A 24882-nucleotide genomic window follows, 5' to 3' on the forward strand; every position below is an offset into this window, starting at 1 on the left:
CCAGCGCCGCCGGTCCCGCATGCCTTCGAAAATGGTGACCGGTGGCCGAGAACCCTGTCCTCAACTACGGCGAGACGACGCCCGGCCGCAGGCGGCTCGGCCGTTCCATCGTCTGGGGCGCGACCGCGCTGCTTACGCTCACGGCGCTCTACCAGACCCTCTTCGCGCTCGGCGCCACGAGTTCGGGCTTCGCGTCGTGGCGCCCGGTGCTCTACGCCTACGGCCTGTGGGGCGTGGCACTCGGCGTGGCCCAGGTCGTGGCCCATGGCGAGCAGGGCAAGCGCGCGCTGTTCATCCTGCCGGCGGTGCTGTTCACCGTCGCCATGGTCATCTTCCCGACCCTGTTCGGCTTCTACATCGCGCTCACCGACTGGAACCTCGCCAGCCAGGACGGCATGCGGTTCAACGGGCTCGCCAATGTCCGGCAGATGCTCGCCGACCCCTTCTTCCGCAACGCGCTCGGCAACATGGTGTTCTACGTCGCCATGGTGCTCGTCGAATACGTGATCGCCTTCGGCCTGGCGCTGCTGCTCAACGCCCAGATCCGCGCCCGCAAGTTCTTCCGCGTCGCCTTCCTGCTGCCGCTGATGCTGTCGCCGGTCGCGGTGTCCTGGATGATCGGCAAGTCGATGATGGAGGTCCGCTTCGGCCCGCTCGCCAATTTCCTGAAGTGGCTCGGGGTCGAGTCGCCGTCCTTCTTCGGCAGTCCCTGGATCGCCAAGCTGTCGATCCAGGCCATGGACGCCTGGACCTTCATCCCCTTCATGATGATCATGCTTCTGGCGGGACTGCAGGCGCTGCCCAAGGACGTCACCGAAGCGGCGCAGGTGGACGGCGCCAACGCCTGGCAGACCTTCTGGGGCGTCACCTTCCCGCTGATGATCCCGGTCTCCATCACCGCCATCGTGCTGCGCATCATCTTCAAGCTGAAGATCGCCGACATCATCATCAACGTCACCGCGGGCGGGCCGGGCGGCGCGACCGACAGCGTCACGAGCTTCATCTTCCGCGAGTATCGCGACCGCTCCAACGTCGGCTACGGCACCATGCTGGCGATGACCTATCTCATCCTCATCATCCTGTTCATCACGCTGCTGCTGAAGCTCGTGAACCGCTGGCGCAGGAGCTTCGCATGACCGCCGCGCGAAACGCCGCCGGCCCCGAGGCGCCCGCCATGCCGGCCGGCGAGCGCGCCCGCTGGTGGCTCGGGCGCACGGCGATCTACACGGCCCTGATCGTCTGGACCGTCGTCTGCCTGTTTCCGATCTACTGGACGCTGACGACCTCGTTCAAGGCGGCGCCGAACGTGATGCGGGGCGACCTCGTCCCGTGGCTCGACTATGCCATCGACTGGCGCGGCTGGCGCTCGATCGGCCTGTCGCCGGACACGATCTTCCAGACGTCGACGGTGCGCGACGAGTTCATGAAGCGGTTCATGAACTCGCTCGTCGTGTCGCTCGGCGCCTCGGCGCTGGCGATCGTCATCGGCTCGCTCGCCGCCTACGGCCTGACGCGCTTCCGGTACCGCTGGCTGTGGCTGCGCAACGCCGACATCTCGTTCTTCTTCCTGTCGCAGATGATCCTGCCGCCGGTCGTGCTGGCGCTGCCGTTCCTGGTGCTCTACCGGGAGCTCGACCTGCGCGACACGCTGGCGGGGCTCGTCATGCTCTACACGCTGATGGTGCTGCCGATCGTCATCTGGATCATGCGCGACCAGTTCGACGCGATTCCCGTGGAGCTGGAGGAGGCGGCGCTGGTCGACGGGCTGTCGACCTGGGGGGCCTTCTTCGCCATCGTGCTGCCGATCGCGCTGCCGGGCATGGTGGCGGCCTTCGTCTTGTCGATGATCCTGTGCTGGAACGAGTATTTCTTCGCCGCGTTGCTCGCTTCCACCAACTCCTCCACCCTGCCGGTGATGGTGGCGAGCCAGACCGGCAGCCAAGGCATCTCCTGGTGGTCCATGGCGGCGCTGTCGACGGCGGCGATCCTGCCGCTGATCGTCGTGGCGATCGCGCTGGAACGCTACATCATCAAGGGCATGACGGCCGGCGCGGTGAAGTGACGGGCGGTCAGGTCATGCCGTAGAAGCGCGCCGCCGTGCCGCCGAAGATGTCCGCCCGCTCGGCGGGCGCGAGGTCGGCCGTAAGCGTCCGGGCCGTGGCGAGCCAGGTGCCGTGCTCGCAGCGCAGCCGGCACACCGGCCAGTCCGAGCCCCACATCACGCGCCGCGGGCCGAAGGCGTCGAGGACGAGCTCGGCATAGGGCCGCAGCCGCGCGGCTGTCCAGCCCTCGCCGTCCTCGGTGACGAGCCCGGAGAGCTTGCAGAGCGCCGGCGTCTCCCGGGCGATGCGCCTCATCCCGGCCGACCAGCGCGCGAACTCGTCCGCCGCCGTCGCGTGGTCGCGGATCTGCGGCTTCATGCAGTGGTCGACGACGACGCGCAGCCCCGGGTGGCGGGCGAACAGCGTGAGGAAATTGTCGAGATGGCGCGAGAAGCCGAGCGCGTCGAAGGTCAGGTCGAGGTCGACGAGGGCGTCGAAGGCCCACCGCACGTCGGGGCGCAGCATCCAGTCGACATCCGGGATGTCCTGGATCATCGGGCGGACCCCGGCGAACTTCGGATGCGCCTTCAGCCGCTCGAGGTGGCGCAGGTCGGCGCGGTTCTCGAAATCCACCCAGCCGACGACCTTGGCGACGCTGTCGGACGCGTCGGCGATGCCGAGCAGGTATTCCGTCTCGGCGACCGTCGGCGCCGCCTGTACGAGCACGGTCTTGTCGATGCCCGCGGCCTTCAGCTGCGGATCGAGATCGTGCGGCCTGTAGATCCGGTCGAGAACCGGGTCTCCCTTCGGCATCCAGAAATAGTCACCGCGCGCCGGGTTCCAGTAATGCTGATGGGCATCGACGAGCATGGCCGGCCTCACGCGGGCGTCGGCGCGTCGTCGCGCATCAGACCCTCGCGCTTGAGGTCGGCCCAGAGCGCTGCGGGAATTCCGGCCGACAGGATGTCGAGATTGGCCCTGACCTCGGCGGCGACCTGTCCGCCGGGAATGAGCGATACGACGGCCGGGTGGGTGAGCGGGAAGTTCAGCGCCGCCTCGATCAGCCGCACGCCGTGGCGGACGCAGACCGCCTCGATGCGCGCGACCCGGTCGAGCACCTCCGGCGGCGCGGGATTGTAGTTGTACCAGGCGCCGGGCTTCGGCCCGGTCGCCAGGATGCCGGAATTGTAGGGTCCGCCGAGCACGATGCCGACGCCGCGCGCCTCGCACAGCGGCAGGAAGGAGGCGAGCGAGTCCTGCTCGAGCAGCGTGTAGCGGCCGGCGAGCAGGAAGAGGTCGAAATCGCCCCGTTCCAGCAGCCACTGGCACGGCTGCCACTCGTTGACGCCGGCGCCGAAGGCCCTGATCACGCCCTGGTCGCGCAGCGACAGGAGCGCATGGTAGCCGCCGGCCATGAACTGGGACAGATAATGGTCGAGCGTCTCCTGCGTGCCGTGGTTGAAGATGTCGAGGTCGTGGGCGAAGAGGATGTCGACCCGGTCGATGCCGAGGCGCTCCAGCGAGGCCTCGAAGGAGCGCATCACGCCGTCATGGGTGAAATCGTAGACCTCGCGGCGGCTCGGCACGTCGAAGAACTTGCCGATGCCGGTGCGCTCTTCCGGAGCGCAGCGCTGCAGCAGGCGGCCGACCTTGGTGGATAGCACGTAGTCGTCGCGGCGGCGCCCGCGCAGGAAGGTGTTGAGCCGCGTCTCGGCGAGGCCGAGCCCGTAGAGCGGCGCGGTGTCGAAGTAGCGGCAGCCGGTCTCCCAGGCGGCTTCGAGCGCACCCTGCGCCTCCGGCTCGCTGACCGCGCGGTAGAGATTGGCCATCGGCGCCGTGCCGAAGCCGAGTTCGGTGAAGGTGATGCCGCCATTTCCCAGGCGGTCGAAATGCCGTGTCTTCATGGCTGAACGCCGCGCCTCCCAACGCCGATCGCACGGCAGACTAGCATGGATCGGGCGGTTGGGGAGGCGTCTTCGGGCGGAGGCGACGCGTTCGCCCTTCCTGCCTCTGCGGTTTCACGTGTGACGGAGACGGAATCCGTCGTGCCGGCCGGTCGACGGATTGCACCCGGCCACGGGGCTGGCTAGCTTGGACGGCAGCGCTTGGGAGGGCCTGCATCGACATGACCGCGAAGTTCCGCCGTGTGTTCGGCGACGGCAAGCCGCTGATCGCCATGGTGCATCTGGGGGCACTGCCCGGCAGCCCGCTCTTCGACGATGATGCGGGCGTCGAGGGGCTCGTCGAGGCGGCCGGACGCGATCTCGACGCGCTCTGCGCGGCCGGCTTCGACGCGGTGATGTTCGGCAACGAGAACGACCGCCCTTACGAGTTTTCGGTCGACACGGCGTCGAGCGCGGCCATGGCCTATGTGATCGGGCGGCTGCGTGCGCGCATCACCGTCCCCTTCGGCGTCAACGTGCTCTGGGACCCGATGAGCTCGATCGCGGTCGCCGCGGCGACCGGCGCGTCCTTCGTGCGCGAGATCTTCACCGGCACCTACGCCTCCGACATGGGTCCCTGGACGCCGGATGCCGGCAAGGCGATGCGCTACCGCGACCGGCTCGGCCGCAGCGACATGCCGCTGCTCTACAACGTCTCGGCCGAGTTCGCCCATTCGCTCGACGCGCGGCCGCTGGCCGAGCGCGCGCGCTCGGCGGTGTTCTCGTCGATCCCCGACGCCATCCTCGTTTCGGGGCCGATCACCGGCGAGGCGGCGCCGATGCACCATCTGGAAAGCGTCAAGGCGGCGCTTCCGGCGATGCCGGTGCTGGCCAACACCGGCGTCAGGCATGCGACCGTGCGCGACGTGCTGGCGGTGGCCGACGGCTGCATCGTCGGTTCCGCGCTGAAGGTGGACGGCGACACCTGGAACGCCGTCGATGCGGACCGCGCCCGCGAGTTCGTCGCCCTGGCGAAGGGTCGCTGAGCCGTGGACGTCGCCGCGCTGACCGCCGAGCTGATGACGATCCCGGGCCTGTGCGGCCACGAGGGCCGCGTGCGCGCCCGCATCCGGCGGGAGCTCGACGCGATCGGCCTTGCGCATGCGACCGACGTGCTCGGCAACCTGACCACGACCCTGCCCGGGGATCCGGAGGCGCCGTCGGTCATGCTGATCGCCCACATGGACCAGCTGGGCTTCATGGTCCGCCGGATCGAGAAGGACGGCTTCCTCCGGCTCGAACGCGTCGGCGGCGTGCCCGAGCGGGCGCTGGCGGCGCAGCCGATGCTGATCTGCGTCGGCGAAGGCCGGGACGTGACCGGGATCGTCGCCAACAAGGCCCATCACGCCACCACGCCGGACGAGAAATACGCGGTCGTGCCCTATCCTGAGATCTATCTCGACGCCGGCTTCCGCTCGGCCGACGAGGTGGAGGCGGCCGGCATCCGCATCGGTACGCCGGTGGTCTACGCGCCCGCCGTGCGGCGCCTCGCCAACGGGCTGCTTGCCGGCACGTCCGTCGACGACCGCGCCGGCTGTGCCGTCATGCTCGCCGTGGCGCGCGCGCTCGCGACGGGGGAGGGGCGGCGGCCCACGGTCCATCTCGCCTTCTCGGTGCAGGAGGAGTTCAACCTGCGCGGCGTGCTGCCGGCCGTCCATGCGCTGAAGCCCGCCATCGCCATCCAGATCGACCTGGTGCTCGCGACCGACACGCCCGACATGGCCGCGCGCGGCGACGTGCGCCTGGGCGGCGGTCCGGCGATGGGGCTCTACTCGTTCCATGGGCGGGGCACGCTGAACGGCCTCATCCCGCATCCGGCCCTGACCGGGCTGTTCGAGCGGACGGCCGCCGCGGCGGGACTGCCGCTGCAGCGCTCGGTCCATATCGGGGCGCTGACCGAGACCAGCTACGTCCAGATCGCCGGGACGGGCGTCGCCTGCCTCGACGTCGGCTTCCCGATGCGGGCCTCGCATTCGGCGAACGAAGTGGTCGACCCCGCCGACCTCGACGCGCTCGCCCGGCTGATCGTCGCAGCCCTGCACGGCATCGGCCCCGGCTTCCCGCTCGATCCGGACGCAACGGGATGAGACACACGCTCGGCATCGACGTCGGCACCTTCGAGACCAAGGGCGTCATCGCCGACGCGGACGGACGCATCGTGGCGCAGGCCGCGCGGCCGCACCGCATGCTGGTGCCGCAGCCCGGCTGGGCCGAGCATCGCCCCGACGAAGACTGGTGGGGCGACTTCGTGCACGTCACCCGCACGATGCTGGCCGAGAGCCGCATCGATCCGCGCTCGATCCGCGCCGTCGCCGCCTCCGCCATCGGCCCCTGCATGCTGCCGGTGGATGCCGGGGGCCGCGCGCTGATGAACGGCGTGCTATACGGCGTCGACACGCGGGCCGCGCGCGAGATCGAGGAACTGAACGCGCTCGCAGGTGCCGACCGCATCCTGGCGCGCTGCGGCAACACGCTGACCTCGCAGTCGGTCGGGCCGAAGATCCTGTGGACGAGGAACCAGCGGCCGGAGGTCTTCGCCCGGACCGCCACCTTCATGACGTCGACGAGCTTCCTCGTCATGAAGCTGACCGGCCGCAGGGTCATCGACCACTACACCGCGTCCAACGCGACGCCCTTCTACGACGTCGCCGCGCTCGACTGGTGCTTCGACCTCGCGCCCGACGTCGTCCGCCGCGAGCAGATGCCCGAACTGATGTGGTCGACGGAGATCGCGGGCCATGTGACGGCCGCCGCGGCCGCCGAGACCGGCCTCGCCGAAGGCACGCCGGTGACCTGCGGCACGATCGACGCGGCGGCCGAGGCCGTCTCCGTCGGCGTGCTGGAGCCGGGCGAGATGATGATGATGTATGGTTCGACCATCTTCATCATCATGCCGACGGAAGGCCGCGTCGCCGATTCCCGGCTCTGGCATGCGCCGTGGCTGTTTCCGGGCCGGAGCGCGGCGATGGCGGGACTCGCCACCTCCGGCACGCTGACCCACTGGTTCCGCGACCAGTTCGCCCGCGACCTCGACCCCGAGACCGCCTTCGCCGCGCTGGCAGAGGAGGCGCAGGCCTCTCCGCCAGGCGCGAGGGGTCTGATCGTGCTGCCCTACTTCTCCGGCGAGCGGACGCCCATCCACGACCCCGACGCGAAAGGAGTCATCTTCGGGCTGAACCTCACCCATACCCGCGGCGACGTCTACCGCGCCGTGATCGAGGGCATCGCGCTCGGCACGGCGCATGTGATCGACACCTTCCGCGAGGCGGGAGCCCCACCCCGCGCCATCCGCGCCGTCGGCGGCGGCACGAAGAACGCGCTCTGGGCGCAGGCGACGTCCGATGCCTGCCAGGTGACGCAGAGCCTGTGCGCGAAGTCCATCGGCGCATCCTATGGCAACGCCTTCCTGGCCGCGCTCGCCGTGGGCGACGTGAAGCCGGACGACATCCGGCGCTGGAATCCCGTGGAGGGCGAGATCGTGCCCGATCCGGCCGTGGCGGACCTCCATGCCGGCAGGAACCGGATCTTCCGGGACCTCTATGCACGGACGAAGACGCTGATGGCGCAATAGGTCTTAGACCGGCGTCCTGCGGACTATGGCAGCGTCCGGCCGGCCGGGCCGCTCTCCGAAAGACGGGTGACGTCGGCGGCCGTGAGGGTGCCGCGGCGCGCGACCGGCATCGAGACGTGGAGCGCGGCTGCGGCGGCGGCGAAGGAGACCGCTCCGCCGAGATCGCCGCCGGCCGCCAGCCGGGCCGCCAGCGCCCCCGTGAAGCAGTCGCCGGCGCCGTGGGTGGAGACGACGCCGACCGGAAAGGCCGCGACATGGCGCGTGGCTTCGCCCGGGCTTCGCAGGATGCAGCCCTCATCGCCGCGCGTCTCGATCAGTGTACCGCGGAAGCCGTCGAGGCCGCGCCCGATCATCTCCGCTTCGACGCGGTTGACGACGAGCACGTCCGTCAGCGACAGCAGTTCCCGTGGGACCGCGCGCGCGGGCGCGGCGTTGAGAACGACGCGCGCACCCGTAGCGGCGGCCTTGCGCGCCACGGCGAGATTGGCGGCCTCCGGCACTTCGTTCTGCAGCAGGACGAGGCCGCAGTCGTGAGGCAGCGCGATGGAACCGCCGTCGATCGCCCCGTTCGCCGCCGACACGATGACGGCGCCGTAGTCGCCGCCCTGCGTGACGATCGCCACGCTCATGCCGGAGGCGAGCGCCGGGTCGACCGCGATGCGGCTCACGTCGACGCCGCCGGCGGCAAGCTGCGCGGTCATGGCGGCTCCCGCCTCGTCGCGGCCGACTCGCCCGGCGAAGGCGACGGACGCCCCGAGGCGCGCGGCGGCGAGCGCCTGGTTGCCGCCCTTGCCGCCGAGCGCATAGGTCACGCCGGTCCCGGGCAGCGTCTCGTCGAGCACGGGCAGGCGCTGCGCGGTGACGATGACGTCGTGATGCAGCGCGCCGACCACCAGCACCGACCCCATGCCTCAGGCTCCGAACAGGGCGCGGGAGACGATGCGGTGGGAGGCGGGCGAATCCTGGCGGGCGACGGCCGCGGCCAGCGCCGGGTCGTCCACCAGCAGCGACGCGACCTCCCCGAGCCGCCGGACCACCGCGATGTTGGCGGCGCACTCCGCCTCCGGGTCGATGCCGGAATGGTCGGGGAAGGTGTCGAAGTAGATCGCCCCGCCATAGCGCTGGCGCTTCAGCTCGACCAGCAGCTCGACCGTCTGCACCGGATGCACCGTGCCCACCATCAGCCCGTCGTCGCGTTTGCCATAGCCGTCGTTCAGGTGCACGCCGAGCAGCCTCGAATGGCGGGCGACGAGATGGGCGGCATGCGCCGGCATCTCGTCGGCATAGAGGACGTGCGCGAAGTCCAGCGTGACGCCCAGATTGGCGCAGCCCGCCTCGCGGATGGCCAGCAGCGTCGTGCCGACGTCGGGCATCAGCGCGAAGGCGCGCGGCTCGTTCGGCTTGTACTCGATGGCGACGTCTGTTTCCGGGTCGTGCGCGGCGACTTCCCGCAGGGCCTCGATCGTCCAGTCCCACAGCCGTCCGTAGTCGGCCTGGAAGGAGGTGTCGAAGCCGTCCTGGCCCATCCAGAGGGTCATCAGCCGGCTGCCGAGCGCGCGGCCGGCATCGATGCCGCGTTTCGTCACGTCGATGGCGGCGCGGCGGATGCGCGGGTCCGGATGGGTAAAGGCGCCCAGCTTGAACTCCGGCTCGGTGTAGTAGCGCATGGCGAGCCCGTTCAGCGCGATCCCGTGCCGCTCGAGCGCCGCGGCGACGTCGGCCGGATCGAGACCGTCGACATGGTCGGGATAGTTCAGGTCAGCGGCGTTGAGGCCGGGCACGAGGCTCGCGCGCTCGAGAAGGTCGAGCGTGGTGATGCGGTTGCGGCCGGGCCACTTGTCCGCGATGCCGATCCGGAAGGCGTTGAGCCGGGCCGCGAAACGGGGCGTCGTCACGTCGCGGCTCCGATCCGGATGGGGATCGATCCATGTCCTGGCCGCCCTGGTTTCGGCCGCGCCCCCGAGGCGGCAGGCCGCACCGTCACGGCGACGCCGTCGTTCGCAGGCAGGCGCAGGGTTTCGCCAGCCTCGGTCTCGCTCTCCATCGTCTCCTCCACGTCGTCGCGGCCCAGCATGGGCGTGCCGGAGGCGCGGCGTCAACGACGATTTCGGCCCTGCCGGCGCGCCCGCCGCCCGGGTTCCCGCCGTGCCGGGGGCCTGCCGTTGAGCGGCCCGGGTGCCGCCGCTATCCTGCCGCGATGGCCCGGATCGTCGTCTTCTCCGCCGAACTGACCGTGATCGCCGCGACGACCCGGGCGACGGGCGGGATTCGCTGGGGCGGCCCGGCCGACCGCGACGCCCTCGTCGCCGCGGGAGCCGGGCCTGCGATGGTGGACAGCGCGTTCAGGGAAAGCGCCATCGCCCGGGTGGCCGTCGCGGAGGAGGACGGGCGGGTCATCGGGCAGAACGTCTATCTGGCCGCCGGCGCGCTCCGGGTCTACCCATGGCTCACCGTCGAACTGGCGCAGGGCCGGGAGGTCCTGGCGATGGGCGGCCTGGTGGTGCCGGAGCATCGCGGCCGGCATCTGCTTGCCGACATCAAGGGCTTCGCCGCCCGCGCCTTTCTCGACCAGGGCTACGTGCGCATGGTCAGCGTCGTCGAGACGCGCAACACGGCGTCCCTGCGGGCGCATGCGCGGATCGGCGCGGTGGCGCTCGCGACGCTGACGCGGATCCGTCTCGGCCGGCTGGACCTCGTCCGCGACGACCGTTCGACGCGGCACCTGCAGATCGCGACCCGTCCCTACGTCTTCTCCACACGGCTGCCTTGAGCGACCGGCCGCCGGTCAGGGTTCGATCTCGGTTAGGATGTCGAAGACCCGGCTGCCGAACTCCTTGAGCTGGGCGCCATCGGTGTTCTGCCGCAGGTCGAGGCGAACCAGCGCCCGGAACTCGTCCATGTCCGTGGGCCGCTTCTTCAGGAGTTCGTCCAGCATGCTCTTGCGCAGCAGGCCGGTCGTCGGATCGGCGTCCGGAAAAAGGAGCTTGATCCTGCGCTCGCGCAGGTCGATGAGCCGGGCGCGGGCCTGATCGACCGAAATGCCACCCGACGCCGGTGCCGCCGGCGCTTCGTCACCGAAGAGCGTGCCCTGGGCAGGGCCGGCCGGCTGGTCGGACGGTCCGGCCTCGCCTGCCTCGCCCGTCACCGCCGCGGCCGCTTCCGCCGCGACCTCGTCGCGGGATGGGCCGGCGGCCTCCGGCTCGCCGGCCGGCGCGTCCGGCCTCTTTCCGAGCCGTCTGTCCCGGGCCTGCCGCCGCGCCGCCACGAGCCGCTCCAGCTCTCGGCAGACACGGGCGAGTTCCGCGTCGGGATCGCGGAACCAGTCGGTCGACCAGACCCGGATCATGTTCCAGCCGAGGTTCTCCAGGATTTCCTGGCGCAGGCGGTCGCGGTCGCGGGCCGACATCTCGGAGTGGTAGGCCGCGCCGTCGCATTCCACCGCCGCGACGAACTCGCCGGGAACGTCGGGGTCGCGCACGCCGATGTCGATGAAGAAGTTGGCGACGCCCACTTGCGGCACGCAGTCCCAGCCCCTCTCGCGAAGGCCTTCGAGGACGGCGTCCTCGAAATCGCTGTCGGGGTCCTTCGGCGCGACGCGGGGCTCGCCGCCGAGCCGGCCGGTCTCGGCATAGTCGAGGAACTGCTTCAGCGCGCGCAGGCCACGGTCGGCGCCTTCCTTCGGCACCACGTCGGAGGCGCGCATCGAGCTGAAGATCTCCATCCTTTCCTTGGCGCGGGTGAAGAGCACGTTGAGACGGCGCCAGCCCGTCTCCTGGTTTATCGGCCCGAAACGCTGCGGCGTCCGGCCGCCGGCCGAAGCGGGGCCGTAGGTCATGGAGATCATGATGACGTCTCGCTCGTCGCCCTGGACGTTCTCGAGGTTCTTGACGAAGAACGGCTCGGCGCCCGACCCGCTCTCGGCCTCGGCGAGCACCTTGGCGAGGTTCGGATCGGCATCGGCCAGCGCGGCGAGTTCGTCGGCGATGCGCTGCGTCTGCTTGATGTTCATCGCCACGACGCCGAGGCTGCGGCTCCGGTTCTCCACGAGGAAGCGCGCCGCCGCCTGCGCCACGGCACGCGCCTCCTGCGCGTTCACGCCCTTCGTCGTCACGCCGTCGGGGAGGAAGGTCCAGCCGATGCCGAAGCGCCCGGCCTGGCCGGCGGGCGACGGGAAGACGATCAGCTCGTCCTTGTAGAACTGCCGGTTGGAGAAGGCGATCAGCGCCTCGTGGCGCGAACGGTAGTGCCATTTCAGCATGCGCCGCTCGAAGATGGCGGATGCGAGTTCGAGGATGCTCTTGCTGTCCTCGGCCAGCGTGACCTCCTCGTCCTCCTCCTCGTCGGCGCGGTCGGCGATCCGGTCGAAGAAGGAGGTGGGAGGCAACTGCTTCGGGTCGCCGACGACGATGGCCTGGCCGCCGCGCGCGAGCGCGCCGATGGCATCTTCCGGCCGCATCTGCGAGGCCTCGTCCATGATCACCAGATCGAACGTCAGCGTGCCCGGCGCGATGTACTGGGCGACCGACAGCGGCCCCATCATGAAGCAGGGCTTCAGGGCCTGGACGGCCCGTCCCGCGCGATGGACGAGCTGGCGGATCGGGATGTGGCCCTTCTGCTTGCCGATCTCGTGGGTGACCAGCGCCATGTCGGTCCGCTCCGAAACGCGTCCCGACGACTTTCCCGCCGGCGGCTGCCGTTCGACGAGCCGGGCGGCGATGGCGGAGCGGCGCAGTTCCATGACCTGCGCGTCGATCGCGCGGTACTCGTCGCGCAGCGCGTCGAGGGTCTTGCCGGAGGCGGCGTGGAGGGACGGCGCCTCCGCGAAGGCCCGGCGCGCCAGCGCGTCGAAGACGAGGAAGTCGAGGCACAGCGGCAGAAGCCCGGCGTCGAGCGATCCGGCCCCCGCCGCGCGCGCCAGGTCGCGTTCGGGCCCCTGTTCGCAGGCGCGGCGGAACCGGTCGAAATCGAGCCATTGCGGCAGGAGTTCCGGGCGTGCGGCCGCCCGGCGTGCCCGCGCCGCCACGTCCGCAAGCGCCGGTGCCGGACCGCCGAACCAGAGCGCCGCGTCGAGGCCGGTGTCGGCCACGACTGCCGCTTCCGCCGCCATGCAGGCCTGCGCGGCATCGGCGCAGGCACCGACCTGCGAGCGCAGGCGGGTCCAGGCGCCGTCCTCGGCTGCCGCGGCCGCGAGCGCCTCCAGCGAGCCGAGCTCCGCCGCGGCCACCAGCGACTCCCAGAAGGTCGGGCCGCTCCTCGATCCGGGCGGAGACCGGCGCAGTTCGTCGAGCGCCGCCATGGTCTCGTCGGTGCACAGCCGGCCGAGGCGCGCCAGCGCGTCCTCGCCGAGGCGCACGAGGACGCCGCCGATCGGTCCGGGCAGGGCCGAGCGGACGCTGGCCGCCCATTCGGCAACCGCCAGGACGGGGCGGAAGTCGAAGGAGGCCTCGCGCGCGCCGTCGCCCAGCCGCTCGTCCACGATGCGGTCGGCCCGCAGGGCCTCCAGGTCGAGCAGGAGCGTCCGCAGCTCCGCCAGCCGCGCCGACCGCTCCGCCGCCTTCGCCCTGAGATGCGCCGGGCGCGCGAGCTGTTCCCACCGCGCGGCGGCCGCACGCCAGCGCCGGCCGAAGCGGGCGAAGAAGCCCCTCTGGCCGAGCGCGGCCGACCATTCCTCGAGATCGTCGGGGGCGGCCGAGAAGGCGTCGCTCCGGAAGACCTCGCGCAGCCCGGTCTGCGTCCGGTCGAGGCGCGACATCCGCTCGGCCTGCGCCCGGACCCAAGCCACGGCCTCCGGCGACAGGAGGAACGCGTTGCGCCGCGCGAGCCCCTCGGACGGAACGGCGCGGGCCGCCGGCAGCAGGGTTGCGAGAACCGCCAGGCCCGTCGCGGACCGAGGGAGGGCCTTGCCCGTCACGGCCTCCACCTCCGCCGCGACCGCCTCGGCCTGCAGCGCGGGTACGCGCAGCGCATCGAGAGCCTGCAGGCGGTCGGGCGCCACGACGATGGCTGAGGGCTCCATCTCGGGCAGCCCCGCGCCGCTGAGGGCAGAGGCGCAGGAGTGGGCCGCATCGGCCCAGCCCGAGACCAGCGCGGCGACGCGGTCGCGGTCGTGCGGCAGCACCGCCAGGGCGGAGACCCCGGCCCAGGGATGTTCGTGCGCCGCACCCGCGACGCCGAGATCCCGGTAGGCGGAGGCGAGGTGGCCGAGCCGCCCCCTGGCGTCGGCGAGGTCGGCCCAGCCGAGCGCCTCCGGCTTCTCGACCTGGCTGCCGCTCGCTTCCAGCGCCGCGAGGCTCGGCCCGAGCCGGCGCCGCGCCCGGCCCGCCCGCATCAGGGCCTCGCCCACGGTCAGGTCACGGAACGCGCCGGCGGGACCGCCGATGGTCTCGACATAATCCGACAGCTTCCGGCGCCGGTCGGCAAGGCGCGACAGCGCCGCCTCGAGGTCCCGCGACGGGCGGGTCCGTCCCGCGAGCTTCACGCGGTCGCCGATGTCGTCCAGCACCTCCGTCTTGCGGGTCTTGTGGCTGTGCAGCTCGAGGCAGAAGTCGCCGAGCCCGAGCTCGCGCAGCCTGCGGCGCACGACCTCCAGCGCCGCCAGCTTCTCCGCCACGAAGAGCACCGTCCTGCCGTCGGCGAGCGCCGCGGCGACGAGATTGGTGATGGTCTGCGACTTGCCGGTGCCGGGCGGTCCCTCGATGACGAGGTTGCGCCCGGCGAGCGCGGTCTGCAGCGCCTCGCACTGCGATCCGTCCGCCCGGTCGACGAGGTCGAGCGCCAGATCGCGCGCCTGCGCCGCCTCGGGCGACGGGTCGACCCCGGCGAAGGACCGCGGCGGCGCGCCCGTCTCGGCCTCGTCGCCCTCCAGGATGGTGCGCACCAGCGGATGGCCGTCGATCGGCGCGTGCCCGGGCCACCGCTCCGGATCGAGGTCGAGATAGAGCAGGATCTTGCCGAACTCGAACAGGCCGAGCGTGACGTAGCGGCGAACGATCCAGTCCGACCTGTGGCGGACGGCGCGCCCCACCTCGGCAAGGAAGTCCGCGATCGTCTGGCCGTCCCGGAGGGCGGGCAGGCTGATGGCGAACTCGTCGAGCTTCTTCTGCAGCGACAGGTTGGGCTGCAGCTCTTCCCCGGTCCAGCGGACGCGCGTGCGGTAGCGGCCGCCACGCGTCTGCTCGCGTTCGAGCTCGACCGGCAGCAGGAGGAGCGGCGCCTGGTGGGCCTTCGACGTCGCCTGGTCGCGCCATTCGAGGAAGCCGAACGCCATGTAGAGCATGTTGGCGCCGCTCTCCTCGATGGCCGTGCGGGCGGAGGAGCGGATCTTGCGCAGCCGCGCGTCGAGCTCGTCGGGATAGTGCAGGGTCTGGATCTTCCGGTCGGCGTGCCGCTCGGACCGGAGGAAACTGTCGGTCTCGACCGGCAGGTCGTGGTCGGTGCCGATCCCGAGATGGCGTGCCCAGACCGCAGCCTCCGGGCGTTTCGGCTCCGGCGCCTCGCCGGCGCGGGGAACCGCGTCGTGCCGCGCGTGCCACTCGTCGAGTTCCCGCCGCGAGGGCTCCGGAACCGCCTCGAAGGTGAAGGGATCACCGTCGAGCAGGCCCGCGAAGAGCACCTCCGGAAGCTCGTCGACGACCCGCAGGCACGAGGCGCGCGGATGCCGGAAGCTCAGCATCTTGTTGGTCGTCGACAGGTCGAGCAGCTTGGTGCGCAGCCGCTCCAGCCGCTCGGCCGCGACCGCGCTCCGCCGGGGGCCGCGGCCCTGATCCAGAACATCCATCGCGCCAGACGCCTCCCGCCCCCGCACGACCCGCGTGCTTTCCCGCATGAGAATAGGTCGCCGCTCCCGGCGCGCTACCAGGTTGCAGGTTCGCCGATGCCCGCCGGACGATCAAGCCGCGCCGGCAGACGGTCCACAAGCGGGAGGGCGTCGACGCGTCGCGACCGGTGGAGGACCCAGCGGCGGATCAGGCGCCGGCACCACGACGCGCGGCTGACGGCGCCGTCAGGTCGGTTAGTCTCTGCACGACCGCCGCCGTGCCCGGCAGGAGATCGACGCTGGCGACCCGCAGCCGTTCGCCGCCGCTCTGGATCGTGTATCCGACCTCCAGCGCCTCAGGCCCGAGTCCGGCATGATGGGGATAGAGCAGCATCACGTCCCGGCAATCGTACAACCGGGCATAGGCCATCATCTGATAGACGTCGGCCTGCGACACACCGCGCTTCCCGTCTTCGGGATTTCGCCCGACCAGCTTCCACTTCGTGTCGATCAGCATGACCGTCTCGCCATTCCGCGTGACGAGAATGTCGGGCCTCGTGCGGAAGCGCTCGCTGCCGGACCCCTCCTCCACGAGACAGGAGCGAAGACCGCTCTGCGCGCGCACTGTCATGGGCGTGTCTCGCAGCGCCCGACGCGCGAGGGTGGCGATGTAGGCCTCGAACAGGTCGTTCATGGCAAAGAGCAAGGTGATTCCCTCTCCGCCCTTCGCATGGTGGTCGGTGCGCTGCCATTCGCGCTTCAGGAAGAGCCTCGCCAGATCCAGGAGCCTTTCCCAGCGACGATTGGTCCGGTCGATGCGAACGTCGCTCCAGGGAAGGGCGCCTGCGGGAACGTCGCTCACGTCCGCCAGGAGAAACCGCAGTTCGTCGAGGCGGCGCTGGGTTTCCACTGCGCGGGCATGGCGGCGCAGCATCGAGACGCAGGCCTTCATGATGCGCAGGAGAGGGGTGTCCGGCGCCAGGGAATCGAAACGGCAGGCAAGTCGGTCCGGGCGCACCGCGTGATGGGTGAACTGCCGGACGACGTCGAGCCGGCCGCGGAGCGTGAGCAGGTCCTCCTGCCGGGCCTGATAGGCGCGGGGAAGGCCGCGGCGGGATTCAGCCAGGAGCCGGTCGGCGAAGAGACGGATCAGGATGTCGAGCAGGGTTTCCTTCTGGCGCGCCATCGCCAGTGCCGGTCCATGTCCGAGCTCGAGGCCGAGCGCGACGTCGAGCATGGAGACGAGGCGGGCGCGGATCGTCTCGTCCTTGTCGTCGGCGGCATTGTCGATCTTGGGCAGGATTTCGAGACTGCACCCCGGTGCTGCGATGACGCCGACGACCTGCTGCGCGATCAGTTCGTTGCGACCGTGGACGAGGATGTTCGTCCCCTGTCCGGTGGCCAGTGGATGCCGCCAGGCGGCGCGCAGGAGGGCGTCCGCCTCGCTTCGGGAGTAGGTGTTCTCAGGCTGGGGGCCGGCGCCGCCATGCACGCCGACGCGCCCCCACTCGCGGACCGTCAGATGCGTCATGGCCGGAGGCGCACGGTCGGGAGCGAGTGCCCGATCACGCGCCTGGCTCCACCGCGACAGCCGCCTTCCCGGTCAATCGGGCATAGGCTCCCGGCTCGAACGGCGTGCGGACAGACCAGCTCGGCAACCGATCACCGTCGATACCGGGAGGCGGGTCGATCTCTGTCTTCCGGATGAAGCCGTCCCCGAGCACCGCATGGAGCCGGCTCCAGTCCTCGAAGAAGTATTCCTGGAGCAGCGGGATGACCTTGTCCCGCATGACGGCATCGACGTCCGCGACGGTCGCGCAGCCCATGAAGAAGGCGTGGCCGATGCGGTGTTCGCGATCGATCAGGTATTCGATGCGCCGGTTGATGGCCGTCAGGACGCCGACGAGATCGACCCCGGTCCGTTTGCTCGCATCCGCGAGAAGATCGGGTATCGGCTCCATCTCCCGGAAGACGAAACGCCGGCGCAGCGCGGTGTCGAGCAGTGCGATGGAGCGGTCCGCGGTGTTCATCGTGCCGATGATGTGGAGATTGGCCGGAACGCCGAAGTTCGGCTTCTTCGAATAGGGCAGCGTCAGAGTCAGTTCGTTGGGCATTCCGAGCCGCTTGTCCGGCTCGATGAGAGTGATGAGTTCGCCGAAGACCTTGGAGATGTTGGCGCGGTTGATCTCGTCGATGACGAGCACGTGCTGGTCGGGCAGGCCAGCGCGGACGGTGCCGGTGTCGCCGTCACCATCGGCGCTGCCGGCGACCAGTCGGCCGAGTGCGGGCAGTTTCAGGCGATTCGCCTGGAGCTGGTACAGCGTGCGCATGGTGAACCTGCCGTCGATGATGGTGTCGAGGGGCAATGGTTCGTCGAGCGTCAGGAGCCAGCGGACATCGCGGCGATGCGCGTAGTAGCCCGCGGCCGAAGGTTCGAACTGATACTCGCCCGTCACCTCGGCGATGGCCCTGAAGGCCGTGTTGCCGTGAGGCACGATGACGATGTCGCCCACCCGCATGTCACAGCGAAACTGCGCCGTCTGGGTCCAGTTGCTCGGCGTGGCGTCGCCCGGGTTCCGTGCCATCCATTCCGCCTTGATCGCTTCGGGCGTGGAAAAGCGCGCCGGGCTCCAGTCGATGGAGCCACCCCAGCCGAGGGCGACGTAGTTGCCGGCGACAGCGGCTTCGTAGACGTCGTCTTCCGTGCCGATGGCCCCCTGTCCCATCTTCCAGAAGCGGCGACCCGAGAAATCGAATGCAGGTGCTCCGGGAGGAGGAACGTTTCGCGTGCGGGCCAGATCGGCGAGCGCGCAGATTTCGCGGAAGAGCCCGGCGCGGGCTTCGAGCCGGAAGCCGGCCGACGCGCCTTCGCTCTCGCCCGTTTCGGGTCGAAGGCCTTCGACGAAGGTCTCGTAATCGTAGTTCTGATGGAAGGTGACGAAGGCAATCCGCTTCTGGTCGACCAGTTCGCGGTAGCGCTTCATCAGCGCCGCCCTCCCTTCGACCGTGTCCGGAACGTCTGTGCCGAGGTCGCAGAGCAACACGGCTTCGTACGCGGTGCGATAGGTTTTTCCCGTACCGGGCGGGCCATAAAGGATGATGTTCTTCGGATCTGGTTTTGTCCCGGGCACTTCGTTTGCTCCTGCCGATCCTACAGATGGCTGCGCCTCGGACGCACCGGCGCCCCCTTCGTCCGGCCAGTAGCCGGGGCGTGGCGGCTGCGGCGGCCGCCATGAGCGGATGGTGTCCTGCGCACGGTCGATGGCTGCCACGAACGCATCGGCGGATCCGGAATCGAACGGATAGCTGCCTTCAAGACCTACACGTTTGTTCTGATGGCTGAACTTGAGGAAGGCGCCATCCCGTCCGATCTCGAGATTGCCGAGTGTGCCTGGTGCCCTGTCATCCTCGGGCCTCTTCCGGCCGAAACGGATCTCCGGAATTTTGGTATGGTACCAGTCGAGACCGGCATCATGCACGGCACGCGCCATCCGGCAGAATGCGGCACGCTGGTCTTCGGACCAGATCTTGCGCGCGTCATAGAATTCGGGGTCGCCGTCGAACCGGGCGAGCAGGTCCTCGTCGTCACCGTCGTCATCGTCGGCTGCGGGGTCGTCGGCTGCCCCGTAGTTCGGATCGCGGTCGGCCAGAAAGTAGCCGTACTGGGTGAGCGCTGCGTGCAGGTTGCCGAGTTGACCCTTCGGGTTTTCGGACTGCGGAACGACCGACCGGACCGCCTCGGGATCAGCAGCGGGATCCCTCCTCAGGTCCGCCAGGCGCGACAGGAGATCGGGCCACCGTCCCGCATGGAACACCTCTTCGAGCGTCCTTTCTGCGAAGCCCAGTCCGGGCAGGCCGCGCTCGACCCTCTGGCACCGCCGGTATCGGCTGTTCCTGGCCTTATGTGCCAGGGGTATGCCTTTCCACTGCCGTGCTCCCAGCCAGGCACGGAACTCGGCTTCGCGCATGAAGTGTCCCCCCGGTTCTCCACATCAGTGGAATGACGCGAACTACAAATAATGTCGGCAGCAACTCTTTGATCTCGTCTGACGAAGACCATCCCTCCAAGCAACGATATCAGGAGCCGCGGGCGACTGAAACCCTTGCGTGTGATTGGTAAGCTGGCTCTTTCGCGATGATGCGCCGGGTCCGCCGGCAAAGAGGGCAGCAGGCGCGCGGGGCGGGGGATTGCGGCGCCGATCGCCGCACAGCAGCGGGCGGGGCTGTTGGCAAGTCCATCCGGAACTGTTTTTTCGGAGGTGCGGGCTTGTAAACTGGCGACCGGGATTGTTCAGTGTCGCCGCAGTTGTTGTTCGTTTCTCCGGCGCGGGATCTTCGTTGCAGAGCTTTTCATCCCGTGCCTGATGTCGCCGCTGCATGACCGAGCCGTTTCAAGATCTGCTGCAGCGATGTGTTTCGCTCGATCTGGAAGTGGATCCGGCGACCGCCACGATCTTCGCTTTCGCGGCGGTGCGCGACGATACCCGCCCGCCGATCCTGGCGGGGAAGCGGGATCTCGTTGCCGCGCTGGATCGGCTGGAGGCCCAGGCGACCGGCGTCGGCCATGTCCTCGGCCACAACATCCTCCGTCACGACCTGCCGCATCTCGCCGCGACGCGGCTCGGGCTGGCGAAACTGTTTCAGTCGCCGATCGACACCTTGTGGCTCAATCCGCTGGCCTTCCCGCGCAACCCCTATCACCATCTGGTCAAGCACTATCAGGACGGGCGCCTGCAGGCCGGCCACGTCAACGATCCCGAACGCGATGCGCGGCTGGTGTTCCAGGTGCTGCGCAACCAGCTCGCCGCCTTCTCCGAGCAGAACGCCGCGCAACCGGACGCGCTGGCCGCCTTTCACTTTCTCACCACGCGGATGGAGAACCCGGACGGGTTCGACGCGGTGTTCCGTGCGGTGCGAAGGGCCGGGGCGCCCGATGCGCCGGCGGCCAGGGACGCGATCGTCCGGCTGCTGGCCGTCCGCGCCTGCGATCTGCGCCTCGAGCAGACGCTCGACCGTCTCGCCAGCCCGCAGCTCGGATGGCCCATGGCCTATGCTTTGTCCTGGATCCTGGTGGCCGGCGGCGATTCGGTCATGCCGCCCTGGGTTCGGGCGCAGTTTCGCGAGGCCTCGCTCATCGTCCGGCACTTGCGCGACACCAATTGCGACAATTCCGGCTGCGCCTGGTGCACCGAGCGAAACGATCCGGTCCGCGCCTTGTCGCGCTGGTTTGGCTTTCCGGCCTTCCGCGCCGAGCCGGTGGACGACGAGGGCCGCCCGCTTCAGGAGCGGATCGTCGAGGAGGCGATGCGCGGCGCCTCAGTCCTCGGCATTCTGCCGACCGGCACCGGCAAGTCCGTCTGCTACCAGGTGCCTGCATTGTCGAGGTTCGACAAGACCGGCGCGCTGACGGTGGTGATCTCGCCACTGGTCGCGCTGATGGCCGATCAGGTGCAGGGCATGGAACGGGCAGGGATCGCCTCCTCCGTCACCGTCAACGGCATGCTGTCGATGCCCGAACGGCAGGATGCGCTGGACCGCGTGCGGTTGGGCGAGGCGGCGATGCTGCTGATCTCGCCCGAACAGCTGCGCAGCAATTCCGTCCGCTCGGTCCTCGCGCAGCGCGAGATCGGGCTCTGGGTGCTGGACGAGGCGCATTGCGTCTCGAAATGGGGCCATGATTTCCGGCCGGACTACCGATACGTCAGCCGCTTCATCAAGGAGACCGCGGGAGACGAGCAGGCCCCGCCGCTGCTCTGCCTCACGGCGACCGCCCGGCCCGAGGTGGTGCGCGACATCAGCGACCACTTCAGGTCGCGCCTCGACCGCGAACTGATCCTGCTCGACGGCGGCGCAACCCGGGGAAACCTCCGCTTCGAGGTGCGCGCCACGCAGCGCGCGACCAAGCTCGTCGACATCCTCGACGTGATCGAGGCCAGGCTGCCAAAGGAGGGCGCCTCGGGTGCGGTGGTCTATTGCGCGACGCGCGGCGAGACCGAGCGCGTGGCCGAATTCCTGCGGCAGCAGGGTCTCGCGGCCGATCGCTTCCATGCCGGACTGACGTCGGAGGAGAAGCGGGGGATACAGGAGGCGTTCCGTACCGGCGAGCTGCGCGTCATCGCCGCGACCAACGCCTTCGGCATGGGCATCGACAAGCCCGACATCCGGCTGGTGGTGCATGGCGACATCCCGGGATCGCTCGAGAATTACCTGCAGGAAGCCGGGCGGGCGGGCCGCGACCGGGCCAGCGCCGACTGCGTGCTCCTCTTCTGCGCCGACGACGTCGAGCGGCAGTTCGCGCTGTCGGCGCGCTCGCGGCTCGCCCGGCACGAAATCGGCGCCATCCTGAAGGCGCTGCGGCGGCTGGACGAGCGGATGAAGAAGTCAGGCCCGGTGGTCGCAACCCCGGGTGAGGTGGTGAAAGCGGAACAGGAACGGGATTTCGAGCGCGACAGCGCCACCGACGACACGCGAGTGAAGACCGCCGTCTCCTGGCTGGAGGAGGCGAAGCTGCTCAGCCGCGAGGAAAACCGTGTTCAGGTCTTCCCCTCCTCGCTCAGGATCCGCACCCTCGACGAGGCAGAGGCGATGCTGGCCAGGGCCGCGATCACCGGCACGCACCGCAGCCAGCTGATCGACATCACACGTCACCTGATGAATGCCCCGCCCGACCAGGGCATCTCCACCGACGAACTGGCAGGCGCCAGCGGATTGACCGGCCGTCTGCTGCTGAAGGCACTGGCCGATCTCGAGACGCTCGGCATCGCCCGCAACGACGTCGCCGTCACCGTCTTCGTCCACGCCGCCGTCGAAGGCCATTCGCAGCAGCGCCTGGCACAGGCTGCCGCGCTCGAGACGGCGCTGATCGCTGCGATGCGCGAGCTTGCCCCGGACGCGGAGGGCGCCGGGCACATTCCGCTCCATCTCGCCGAAACCTGCCAGGTGCTGCGCAACCAGGGCCATGGCGCCGTGAGCCCCGACGTCGTGGAAAAGCTCCTGCGCGGAATGGGCCGCGACGGCCGCGACCAGGACGGTGGCAAGGGAAATCTCAGGCTGCGCAAGGCGTCGCGGAACACGCTGGCCGTCTCGCTGCAGCGGTCCTGGCAGGCGCTCGAGCAGACCGCCGGGCTGAGGCGGCAGGGTGCCGAGCTGCTGCTGTCGCATCTCCTCGGCAGGCTGCCCAAGGGAAGCCGCGGCAAGGACATCCAGGTCGAGACGACGATCGGCGATCTGCTCGCCGCCCTGAACGGTGATGCGTTGTTGCGCGGCAGCGGCATCCAGGACATGACGAAGCTGATGGACCGTGCGCTGCTGTGGCTGCACGAGCAGGGGGTTGTGACACTGGGCAAGGGCTTGACGGTGTTCCGTCAGGCGATGACGATCCACCTCAACCCCACGGGCGGCCAGTTCACGACGAAGGACTTCGTGCCACTCGAGGAGCACTACGCCGAGCAGACCGTCCAGACTCACGTGATGGCGGCTTATGCCGAGCGGGGCCTGGCGGCGATGGACCAGGCGCTGCGGCTGTCGGAGGACTACTTCGTGCTTGCCCGGGACGCCTTCCTGCGCCGGTGGCTGCCGGGGCGCGGCGCGGAACTGCGGCGCCAGACGACGGGTGCCTCCTGGAAGAAGATCGTCGAGGTGCTGGACAACCCGGTCCAGCAGAAGATCGTCGCGGACGACCGCGAGCAGACCAGCGTGCTGGTGCTGGCCGGTCCCGGTTCGGGCAAGACGCGGGTGCTCGTCCACCGCATCGCCTATCTGATCCGCGTCCGGCGGGAGGATCCGCGCGGCATCCTCGTCCTGACCTACAACCGCCACGCCGCCGCCGAAATCCGCATTCGGCTGCGCCACCTGATCGGTGAGGCGGCCAATGCCGTCACCATCTCGACCTGCCATGCGCTGGCGATGCGGCTGGTCGGCGCGAGCTTCGCTGGTGTCGCCAGCGAGACGAAGCACGATTTCGACGGGATTCTCCTCGAGGCGGTGCGGCAACTGAACGGCGAGGGCCTGAGCCGCCTGGAGGCGGAAGCGCAGCGCGAGACGCTGATCCAGGGCTATCGCTGGATGCTGGTGGACGAGTACCAGGATATCGGCCCGGAGGAATATGCGCTGATCTCGGCCATCGCCGGCCGCTCGCTCGCCGATCGGGATGCGCGGCTCAGCCTGTTTGCAGTAGGCGACGACGACCAGAACATCTACGCCTTCACCGGCGCCTCGATCCGCTTCATCCGCCAGTTCGAGACAGACTACGGCGCGCGGCCGGAATATCTGGTCGAGAACTACCGCTCGACGGCACACATCATCGCCGCAGGCAACGCAGTGATCGCGCCGGCCGCCGACCGCATGAAGGCCCGCCACGACATCCGCATCGACCGCAGGCGCGGCAAGGACCCGGCCGGCGGCGATCTCGCATCGCTCGATCCCGTCGGCCAGGGCCGGGTGCAGGTGCTCGACGCGGCGCCCGGCGACGTGGATCAGGCAGTCGCGGCGGTCGACGAGTTGGTCCGGCTCTCGCACCTCGATCCAGAGTGGAGCTGGACCCGCACCGCCATCATCGCCCGCGACTGGCGCCGGCTGGCGCCCGTGCGGGCCTATGCCGAGACGCTGGGTATCCCGGTCGAGATGGCCAACGAGAGCCTCCCCAGCATCTGGCGTCTGCGCGAGATGCAGCGCTTCGTCGACGCGCTGCGAAGCGACGCGGGCCGCCTGCTCGGCGTGCGCGACCTGATCGACGTGCTGAACACGATCCCGTCCAGCCGCTGGACAGAACTCGTCGCCGAAGGCATCGCCGCGCTGGCGCGAGAACTCGCCAGCAAGACCATGCCCGTGCCGGACCTGATCGAATGGTTCGCCGAGTGGGCGCAGGATGCCCGCGGCGACCAGCGCGGGCTGCTGCTGTCGACCGCGCACCGGTCGAAGGGACTAGAGTTTGACGACGTCGTCATCCTGAACGGCGGCTGGGACAGGGCCTCGCAGGGCGAGGACCCCGACGCGCCGCGCCGCCTGTTCTACGTCGCCATGACGCGTGCGCGGCGCAGCCTGACGATCCTTGCCGCCGGGCCGCATCCGCTCGTGCCGGCCGGCGGAGACCATATGCTGCGCCGGGCCACGCCGCCGGCCGCGGCCGGGAGCGTTCGTTCGACCGCGCTCTATCAGGTGCCGAACCTCAGGGTCGTCGACCTGTCCTGGGCCGGCCGCCTGAGGCCGGGCCACGCATCGCTCGGCGCCATCGGGGAAGCGAAGGCCGGCGACCCGCTGCGCATCGTTGCTGAGGGCGACGCCTGGATGATGCGGGACGCACAGGGCCGGGCGCTCGGCCGCATGGCCAGAAGCTGGTCGCCGCCGGACGGCCTCGCCATCCGCCGTGCCGAGATCGGCGCCATCATGCGCCGGCGCAGGGCCGACAGCACGGAAGAATTCCGGCCGCACCTTCAGCGGGACGTCTGGGAAGCGGTGCTTCCGGAGATCGTGTTCGACCGGTGAGGTGGGCGCAGGCGGGGAGGGCCGCGGCGCGGCCTTGGGTGCACCGCACCGCCTCGGACGGACCTGGCTGCGCGCCGTCGACGCGGC

General features: G+C 69.9%; 14 protein-coding genes. 7 read left to right on the forward strand and 7 right to left on the reverse strand.

Features of this window, described 5'->3' with window-relative positions; genetic code table 11:
• The first annotated feature begins 41 nt into the window (after window positions 1-41).
• Window positions 42-1136, forward strand: coding sequence for a carbohydrate ABC transporter permease (locus IAI54_RS24085; RefSeq protein ID WP_187969589.1), 1095 nt, complete (start codon window positions 42-44; stop codon window positions 1134-1136).
• A 38-nt stretch (window positions 1137-1174) separates the two neighbouring features.
• On the forward strand, window positions 1175-2062 hold the full coding sequence (locus IAI54_RS24090; RefSeq protein ID WP_187973330.1) for a carbohydrate ABC transporter permease: 888 nt from the start codon (window positions 1175-1177) through the stop codon (window positions 2060-2062).
• A gap of 7 nt (window positions 2063-2069) precedes the next feature.
• Here IAI54_RS24090 and IAI54_RS24095 read toward each other — a convergent pair whose 3' ends face one another.
• Complete coding sequence (locus IAI54_RS24095; RefSeq protein ID WP_187969590.1) at window positions 2070-2912, reverse strand: amidohydrolase family protein; 843 nt, start codon at window positions 2910-2912, stop codon at window positions 2070-2072.
• A gap of 8 nt (window positions 2913-2920) precedes the next feature.
• Window positions 2921-3946: an aldo/keto reductase gene (locus tag IAI54_RS24100; RefSeq protein ID WP_187969591.1), complete on the reverse strand. Its 1026-nt coding sequence runs from the start codon at window positions 3944-3946 to the stop codon at window positions 2921-2923.
• Between the two features lie 221 nt (window positions 3947-4167).
• Between IAI54_RS24100 and IAI54_RS24105 the strand changes: the two genes are divergently transcribed.
• From IAI54_RS24105 to IAI54_RS24115, 3 genes are read left to right on the forward strand one after another with little or no spacing between them, the layout of a single operon-like run.
• The gene (locus tag IAI54_RS24105; protein WP_187969592.1) at window positions 4168-4971 is read left to right on the forward strand and encodes a BtpA family protein; all 804 of its coding nucleotides are present in this window, start codon (window positions 4168-4170) and stop codon (window positions 4969-4971) included.
• Window positions 4972-4974: 3 nt separating this feature from the next.
• Window positions 4975-6072: a M42 family metallopeptidase gene (locus IAI54_RS24110; protein WP_235679164.1), complete on the forward strand. Its 1098-nt coding sequence runs from the start codon at window positions 4975-4977 to the stop codon at window positions 6070-6072.
• Complete coding sequence (locus IAI54_RS24115) at window positions 6069-7556, forward strand: FGGY-family carbohydrate kinase (protein WP_187969593.1); 1488 nt, start codon at window positions 6069-6071, stop codon at window positions 7554-7556. Before IAI54_RS24110 ends, IAI54_RS24115 begins: the two co-directional genes overlap by 4 nt.
• A gap of 23 nt (window positions 7557-7579) precedes the next feature.
• Here IAI54_RS24115 and IAI54_RS24120 read toward each other — a convergent pair whose 3' ends face one another.
• Both IAI54_RS24120 and IAI54_RS24125 read right to left on the reverse strand, forming a co-directional pair.
• Window positions 7580-8464 (reverse strand): PfkB family carbohydrate kinase, encoded by an 885-nt coding sequence (locus IAI54_RS24120; RefSeq protein WP_187969594.1) that lies wholly within the window; start codon window positions 8462-8464, stop codon window positions 7580-7582.
• Window positions 8465-8467: 3 nt separating this feature from the next.
• On the reverse strand, window positions 8468-9451 hold the full coding sequence (locus IAI54_RS24125; RefSeq protein WP_187969595.1) for a TIM barrel protein: 984 nt from the start codon (window positions 9449-9451) through the stop codon (window positions 8468-8470).
• A gap of 302 nt (window positions 9452-9753) precedes the next feature.
• Here IAI54_RS24125 and IAI54_RS24130 point away from each other — a divergent pair, with 302 nt between their 5' ends.
• Window positions 9754-10326: a GNAT family N-acetyltransferase gene (locus IAI54_RS24130; protein WP_187969596.1), complete on the forward strand. Its 573-nt coding sequence runs from the start codon at window positions 9754-9756 to the stop codon at window positions 10324-10326.
• Window positions 10327-10341: 15 nt separating this feature from the next.
• On the opposite strand, the gene IAI54_RS24135 is transcribed toward IAI54_RS24130, so the two are convergent.
• From IAI54_RS24135 to IAI54_RS24145, 3 genes are all read right to left on the reverse strand, one after another.
• A complete protein-coding gene (locus IAI54_RS24135) occupies window positions 10342-15333 on the reverse strand; it encodes a DUF4011 domain-containing protein (RefSeq protein WP_187969597.1) in 4992 nt (1663 codons plus the stop codon).
• A gap of 187 nt (window positions 15334-15520) precedes the next feature.
• Window positions 15521-16843, reverse strand: coding sequence for an McrC family protein (locus tag IAI54_RS24140; protein ID WP_187969598.1), 1323 nt, complete (start codon window positions 16841-16843; stop codon window positions 15521-15523).
• Window positions 16844-16877: 34 nt separating this feature from the next.
• The gene (locus tag IAI54_RS24145; RefSeq protein ID WP_235679165.1) at window positions 16878-19280 is read right to left on the reverse strand and encodes an AAA family ATPase; all 2403 of its coding nucleotides are present in this window, start codon (window positions 19278-19280) and stop codon (window positions 16878-16880) included.
• Window positions 19281-19689: 409 nt separating this feature from the next.
• Between IAI54_RS24145 and IAI54_RS24150 the strand changes: the two genes are divergently transcribed.
• Entirely contained in the window at window positions 19690-24795 is a 5106-nt protein-coding gene (locus tag IAI54_RS24150; protein ID WP_187969599.1) for a RecQ family ATP-dependent DNA helicase, read from the forward strand.
• Window positions 24796-24882 lie beyond the last annotated feature (87 nt).

The organism is Aquibium microcysteis (assembly GCF_014495845.1).
Taxonomy (GTDB): Bacteria; Pseudomonadota; Alphaproteobacteria; order Rhizobiales; family Rhizobiaceae; genus Aquibium; species Aquibium microcysteis.